Raw genomic sequence first — 6,811 nt, forward strand, 5'->3', positions numbered from 1 at the left:
ATATTAATGCTGAAAATATGACCATTTACGAGCAGTTCTATGGGCTCGCAGCATAATTACGTCCAGAGTATTGCGCTCTGTGCAAATTCTCAACTAATAATTGAGTCTGCGACAGAACCGTTCTATGCGCTCGCATCATAATTACGTCCAGAGTATTGCGCTCTGTGCAAATTCTCAACTAATAATTGAGTCTGCGACAGAACCCAATAAAAATACACTTCCACTAATAATTGAGTCTGCGACAGAACCATTAGACTTCCTCTTGATCTGGGTTGTTCTCGTTACCAGAAAGTTGGGCGGCCGTAATGCCGCCAACTAAGCCTACCCCTATGTTTACGCCGGTTATTATGGGTATTGCTTCAAAGTTTTTAGTAGCCATCGCAGCATTTAATGCCACACTATCAATTAATAAAAGGCTAGAAAAAAAATAACCCGAAAATGGTATGCTTTTATAGGTGAAATATTTATTATCACGCACATTAAAGGCTATAGTGCCAACAAGAAAAGTTAACGATACGATTGATAATCCTCCTAATGACAAGGAAATAGGTAACTGTTTATCTCTTAAACTGTAATCAGCGTAAATTAGCAACGCACCTAAGAGAGAAGAGGCATAACCAACATTTGTTAGAAATGAGGGATATTGTGCCATTTTGACGATATTTTTTCCGGGTGGGGCATATATTGAAAATGTATCAATGAGGTCTAGTTGAGATGTTTTATGTTTTACCGAGTCAATAACCGACGGTAATATTGAATAGATTTGTGATGTCGTTAGCCCATATAAAGATAATCCTAACACCAATTTAGCACTTTTAGTCTTATCTTTTTCAGTAGAAATCATTTCACCTATGGCCAAATTGACTAAGCCATTAAATACACCAATAATAGAATATATATAGTGAAATGTTACCCATAAGTCTTTCTGATATACTGCTGCATCGTTGGATAGTTTGAGTCCCTGAGTGATTAGGGATAAGTCATCTAGTTGAGATTTAATTTTTTCAGTACTAATGCCAGGCATAATGCTTAGTAATCCTATATTCGAAAGCATACAAATAAAGATACCTAGCCTGGTAACAGAGCTAGATTCTACTTTAACGTCTATCCCAAAAAAGTTTGCAATGCCTGAGTCAATTTGTATATTTAATAATGGTTGATTAATAATGTCTTGGATTTCACCTATCAAAGAGTTTGATAAAGTTTTAAAAATATTAATTAAGTCTTCTAAGGTTCTCTTGGCATCACTTGAAAGCTTATTTACATAAGGATTAATAAAGTCTTCAATTTTAGAAGGGTCGCCTAAGGCACTTGATAAAGCTGTTAATAAGTCCAAAGGGTTAGGAATACTATCAATTGCCAACGTCATAAAATCAGAAACCAATTGCATGATTTCAGTTAACACATCTTCATTTGAAGTGCTAGGTTTGCGTATATTTGTAGACAATGAGACTTTGCCAAACGCAAGTGCCGAGGTAAATTTGGCATTGGACACCACGCTATGTACTTGTTCAATATTTTGAGATTGATCTGATAAGTATTTTTCTGCCACAGAACTTGCTTTTTTGATAGCTATTGTAGTTTGATTATTACTTAATACGTTTTCATTCTGATTTATTTTTGTGATTGAATTATTAAATATGGAATCAATTAGCTTTTCAATATCATTGAGATATTGAGATACATTACCAAGAGAGTCAGAAAATTTCTTGGTACCACTAGAAAGTAGAGATTCAATTTTACCGGCAATTTCCCAACCGTCTGGCCAAATCAAACTAAACAAAAATTCAAGCACTAAGATAATTAGTTTTAATACCAGCTCTAAAACCATATTGACAAGCGATTGAACAAAACTTAAAACACATTTGATAAAATCGCCAATAAACCCTAAGTTGTTGACAATTTTATCCATTAAAGCATCTAGTTGGCTCTTAATATAATCTATTGCCTTTTTAATGAAATTCCAGGCAGCGGATACTGCATCCCATACATCAGAGAACACACTGGTAAGTGCTTGTGAGCCTCTGAGTCCTTTCATAGAGGTAATGTATTCCTCAACGCTTCTATTTTTATATCCCAATAACGCAGATGATGAAATAAGTGTTAAATTTTTATTTGAGTTAACGCCACCGGATAAATCAATGCTATTTATATCTAATAGATTAATACGTGTATGCCTCTTTTCTGTTGTTAAGGTGTCTCCGCCAATTTTCTTAATGCCTTCCTCAACTTTTGAATGAAATGCCGCTCTTGCCTGATCACTACTATAATCTTTAGAGCTTTTGAGCTGATCATCGTATACTTTCTTCATGGAGTAATCTTTTGCGTATGGATTCGGGGATTTTCTCTCATAATCTTTAGAACGGTCTATAGATAGTTGGCCACTCGAATAGGATTTAAGGTCGTCAAAAAAATTTTCCCCAGGCTTATAAACTAAGTATCTTGAGTTAGGTAGGGATCTAATTGTAGACTTACTGACTTTTTGGTAAGTAAAATTAACCCCCTGTGTTAGAGAGTCACTAGGCATTTTAAATTGTAATACAACATTTCCTTGCGCATTTGGTTTACAATAAATAGTAGATGAACGGTCAAAATTATAGGATACGACATTGTTAGGATTTGTAATATTAGACACTAAGGCAGGGCTTTGCAGTGCTACACAAATAATTGAATCATCATTGTAAACAGGTAAATTATACGCGTTGTAACAAGTGAATGTTGCCGTATGTAGCGTCACATCATTTTCTATATATTTTATAACCTCTTCTTCAGTGGCATTTGCTGGAATTACATTGTATTTATAACGAGTCCAATCTAACTTAATAGGGTCTTGTACGTTACGGACGTAAGTAGTTTTTGGGCTTACTTTTAGTCTATTGTGTAAGCCTTTTGATAAACTCTTTTCTGGGTCACTGCCTGAGCTGTTTTGACAGACTAAATAATCTGTATTATTAAAATAATACTGCCAAGGCAAAACACGTAAAATATTAGTATTAATTGCTATTGGATCATAAAATCCAATACTAGAGGTTGCTGTTAAATATTGATTAAAATATTGTTTTTGCGAGGTCTGACGCCATAAAAGTAAATTATAGCTAGATGGATCCGCAAAGCCTGCATGGTGACCTAAGACTTGAATTAGGCTCTGGTTGTTTAACGAGAAATACATTTTTACGTAACCGGTCAAAAGATACTCATCATCAGGACCAGTGGCTACATACAAGCTCTCATTGATAGTGAGAGAATTGCTCGTAATATCAAATAAAAATTGTGTTATATTGCTGGGGACGAGCCAACTGGTAACAGGATCTGGAGATCTACCAACGAGTTGAGAATAAACAATATTGGCTAGATCATCATTTGGGCCTAGAAGTAATGATTCCGTAGTTGTTATATCGTGAATCAACTTTAATGGCAATAAGCCATTAGTTCTATCATTAGGGTACTCGTTTGAGTTAATTTTAAAATAACGAGAGAAAGCGCCATTTTTGAAAGCATCTGATAACGTTAATTTTATCTTATTGTAATTTGCTGGTAGCTGAATATATCCTCGGCGATCATATGAAAGCCCATCTCTAAAGACGGTATATAAATTTTTACCTTTCTCAATGTCTGCACTTAATAAGTCTGTCGTAAAAATTTGCCCGACTAAGTCTTCATTATCTCCAGTAAACCCAATATCTGGGATAGAACTTGGTGTACAGTTAGAGGCTAAGAATTTAAAGCCATATCGTTGAATATCTGGTTGACAAGGGGAAGGTGCAAATAAGGTTTGCACGTAAGGTCTGAGCGGCTGTTGGCTTATAGGTGCAATGCGTTGGGCGCTTTGTTGAAAGTTTACATAATGTTGATTAATATGGGATTCATCAATTTCGAATAATATAACTTTTGTTTCTGGTGGCTTTCCTGGCAGGCAACCATCTAGTGTCGTTTCAAAATAAGCTTTCCAGAAAAAACCTAACCTCACAGTACCATAAACACACGAACGACCGCTGCTATCTTTATAGCTACCGATATGATCAATTGTCATGCGGATGGTTCTATCTGAAATTTTACCAATTTGTCCGAATAACTGAACGTTTACACCACCTTCACTTTTTACCCCACCCAGATTTCCAATACCGTCTAGGAATGTTTCATTAATTTCAGCAAAATTGATCGCCTCTTGTAATGGATGCATAACCTTGAATTTAGGCTGATAGTTATCACCCTCATGAATAGGGCTTGAAGGTTCATAAGCTTCATTTTCATAAATAATGGCTAGTTGATCGGTATAATAAAGTGCACTAGGGTCACCTGATAAATTTGCCTTCTCATCCATGGTATCTAAGAATTGTGACCACTTTCCTAAAGGATCTTTACCAATACCAGCTTCTCCATCGGTATCAAGCTTAAATACATGAGCGCAGGCGATTAATTTTTGTGACTGTACTTTACCGTCTACAATATGATTATGATTGTTTCCGTTTGTTGCGACGACCTTATTGAATTCAAATGCACCATTATTCGTGCTAACTTGAATATCAAACTCATGCTCTTCATATGCCTGATATTTGTTTTCAATTTCTAGCATAACCGACACATTTTGTTGTAATTTTCCTTCGGAGTCTTTCATTAAAGGGGTAATTTTGACGATTTCAGGGATTCCAAAAGTTTTATGTTCATTTACATTTAGCATCGTGCTTGCCAGTAAATTTGATTGTAATTCACCTGGGAAAGATTCTTGCTGCATGACCAGTTGCGTCGACTCTAGAGTACACTCCAAGTCTTCAGCTGATACTGTTTCCATTTCTCTAAAGTAGAATGAATCGGTAAACATATCTGAGCTAACATTAATACTATTAATTTCATTGACTTCAGCTTTTAAAGTGTCTGGAATGTGAACCTTTGCCCCTTGAACATCAATATCGCTCTCACTATTTGCCCAAGCAGACGGTAATATACCTTTGCTTAATAAGGCAGCTACTGCTGTAAACTTTGCAGTGCCCACCAAAAAATCTCTTCTGCTAACGACGTGATCAAATATTTTAGTTTCTAAGGCACTGACTTCTTTATGCTTTACAAAATCATTAAGTAGTTTTGTAAACTTTTTGCGTAACTGTTTTATATCGGTCATATATGACTCCTTTAACTGGGATTAAAATTTTATACAAAGTAAGCTATATAGTTATGAGCTCCCTTGCTATAAAAGTGATGTTTTTTTGGAAACACCGCTAATTAAAATACCTACCTCGTATAATAAATATATAGGTAATGCAAATATAAACTGGAAGGTAACATCTGGTGCAATTAGCATGCCAATGATGAATGCACCGACTATTGCAAAACGTCTACCGGCTTTGTAGGTTTGTTGCTCAATTAGATCAAAATGTGTCAGCAATAGCATGATGATTGGAATTTGCATCACAATCCCTAAAACATACGAAGTTGAAATTATAAAATCGGTTAATTTTGTCATATCTGTCATAATCTGAACACTACTAGGGGCAACGGATACAAAAAAACGGAACAACACTGGTAACAGCACAAAATAAGAGACTAAAAAACCAGTATAAAACAGTATCGTACTAAAAAAGCCTATCGGAAATAAGAATCTCTTTTCACGTCGATAAAGTGCAGGCGATAAAAATAACCATATCTCCATTAATATGTATGGCGTAACTATCAGTAGATCAATATGAAAGATTAGACGTAATGGTGTGAAAAATGGTGAGGTAACATCGGTCGATATAATAGAAGAGCCAGTAGGTAAATATTTTTGTGCCGGGATTACTACATAGTTATATATTTGATCATAGGATGGATAGAGGCTAATAAAAACCAACGCAAACAATGCAGCAGAACGAATCAATCTCTTTTTAAGTTCATGAATATGGCTTAGAATCGGATATTCATTGATAGAGTATTTGCCATCATTTTTTTTTGGTATCTGAGTTTTCATCTATTGAAGCCTCTAAGTATCTCGTAATTTCCTGAGTTAATTGCCTAAAGCCTTTAACCATTCGTGCAATAAATCGCGCCAACTGTTTCAGTTGTTTTGGACCCAAAAATAGTGAAGCAATGACTAAAATTACTAAAACCTCAAAGATTGAAATTCCAAACATAAAAAGCCACCAAAATCAATAACAATAAAACGTTAAGCTACTTTTCTTTTATTTTGCTATCTTCAATTTCTTTTTTGGCTTCATCAGCATCTTTCATAGCGCTTTTGAATCCTTTAATAGACTCTCCTAGGTCGCTCCCCATGCTTCTAAGCTTTTTAGAACCAAAAATTAATAATAAAATGACAAATATAATTAATAATTGCCAAATACTGATTCCACTCATAACTTTCTCCTGAATAACTGTTATGGTTTAACCTTTTGCAAACCCACTAGTTATGGGGGATGCAACCAATTCAAAGCCCAAACTCTCGGCTCTGCGCTTTAAGTTTTTAATCAGACGCTCTTGATAACGTTCTTCATGGGGTTCCGGTGTTATAGGCCGAAAAGTGTAAATATTTTTCGAACTACAGGCTGAAACACCTTTATTTATAAGAATCGTAGCAGACATTAGGCAAATTGTCATGTACAATCTCTACAAGACAGCCAGCAATTACCCAGCAATTACCGGCAAGTTGCCTAACTTTATCTAAATTAGATTTCACTGCTTAATGCAAGTCGAATTCCAGCTAATTTTGCAAGAATCCATATGGTTCTGTCGCAGACTCAATTATTAGTTGAGAATTTGCACAGAGCGCAATACTCTGGACGTAATTATGCTGCGAGCCCATAGAACTGCTCGTAAATGGTCATATTTTCAGCATTAATAT

The 6,811-nt window shown here is 35.4% G+C and carries 4 protein-coding genes; all 4 read right to left on the minus strand.

What is annotated here, in order from left to right; all coding sequences use genetic code 11:
- Window positions 1-250: 250 nt before the first annotated feature.
- The 4 genes from F3D68_RS10845 to tatA all read right to left on the minus strand — a co-directional run bounded on the left by F3D68_RS10845 (window position 251) and on the right by tatA (window position 6,327).
- A complete protein-coding gene (locus F3D68_RS10845) occupies window positions 251-5,116 on the minus strand; it encodes a hypothetical protein (RefSeq protein ID WP_151194454.1) in 4,866 nt (1,621 codons plus the stop codon).
- Window positions 5,117-5,182: 66 nt separating this feature from the next.
- On the minus strand, window positions 5,183-5,941 hold the full coding sequence (gene tatC / locus F3D68_RS10850) for a twin-arginine translocase subunit TatC (protein WP_151194455.1): 759 nt from the start codon (window positions 5,939-5,941) through the stop codon (window positions 5,183-5,185).
- Window positions 5,913-6,104, minus strand: coding sequence for a twin-arginine translocase TatA/TatE family subunit (locus tag F3D68_RS10855; RefSeq protein ID WP_151194456.1), 192 nt, complete (start codon window positions 6,102-6,104; stop codon window positions 5,913-5,915). The genes tatC and F3D68_RS10855 overlap by 29 nt, the downstream gene beginning before the upstream one ends.
- Before the next feature lie 37 nt (window positions 6,105-6,141).
- Window positions 6,142-6,327, minus strand: coding sequence for a twin-arginine translocase TatA/TatE family subunit (gene tatA / locus F3D68_RS10860; protein WP_151194457.1), 186 nt, complete (start codon window positions 6,325-6,327; stop codon window positions 6,142-6,144).
- Window positions 6,328-6,811 lie beyond the last annotated feature (484 nt).

Origin of the sequence: Cysteiniphilum sp. JM-1, assembly GCF_008711525.1 — a bacterium.
Lineage (GTDB): Bacteria > Pseudomonadota > Gammaproteobacteria > Francisellales > Francisellaceae > Caedibacter.

Excerpts from the sequence above, each read along its gene's own strand:
- F3D68_RS10845 (WP_151194454.1), bottom strand. The coding sequence starts at position 5,116 with ATGACCGATATAAAACAGTTACGCAAAAAGTTTACAAAACTACTTAAT.
- F3D68_RS10855 (WP_151194456.1), bottom strand. The coding sequence starts at position 6,104 with ATGTTTGGAATTTCAATCTTTGAGGTTTTAGTAATTTTAGTCATTGCT.
- tatC (WP_151194455.1), bottom strand. The coding sequence starts at position 5,941 with ATGAAAACTCAGATACCAAAAAAAAATGATGGCAAATACTCTATCAAT.
- tatA (WP_151194457.1), bottom strand. The coding sequence starts at position 6,327 with ATGAGTGGAATCAGTATTTGGCAATTATTAATTATATTTGTCATTTTA.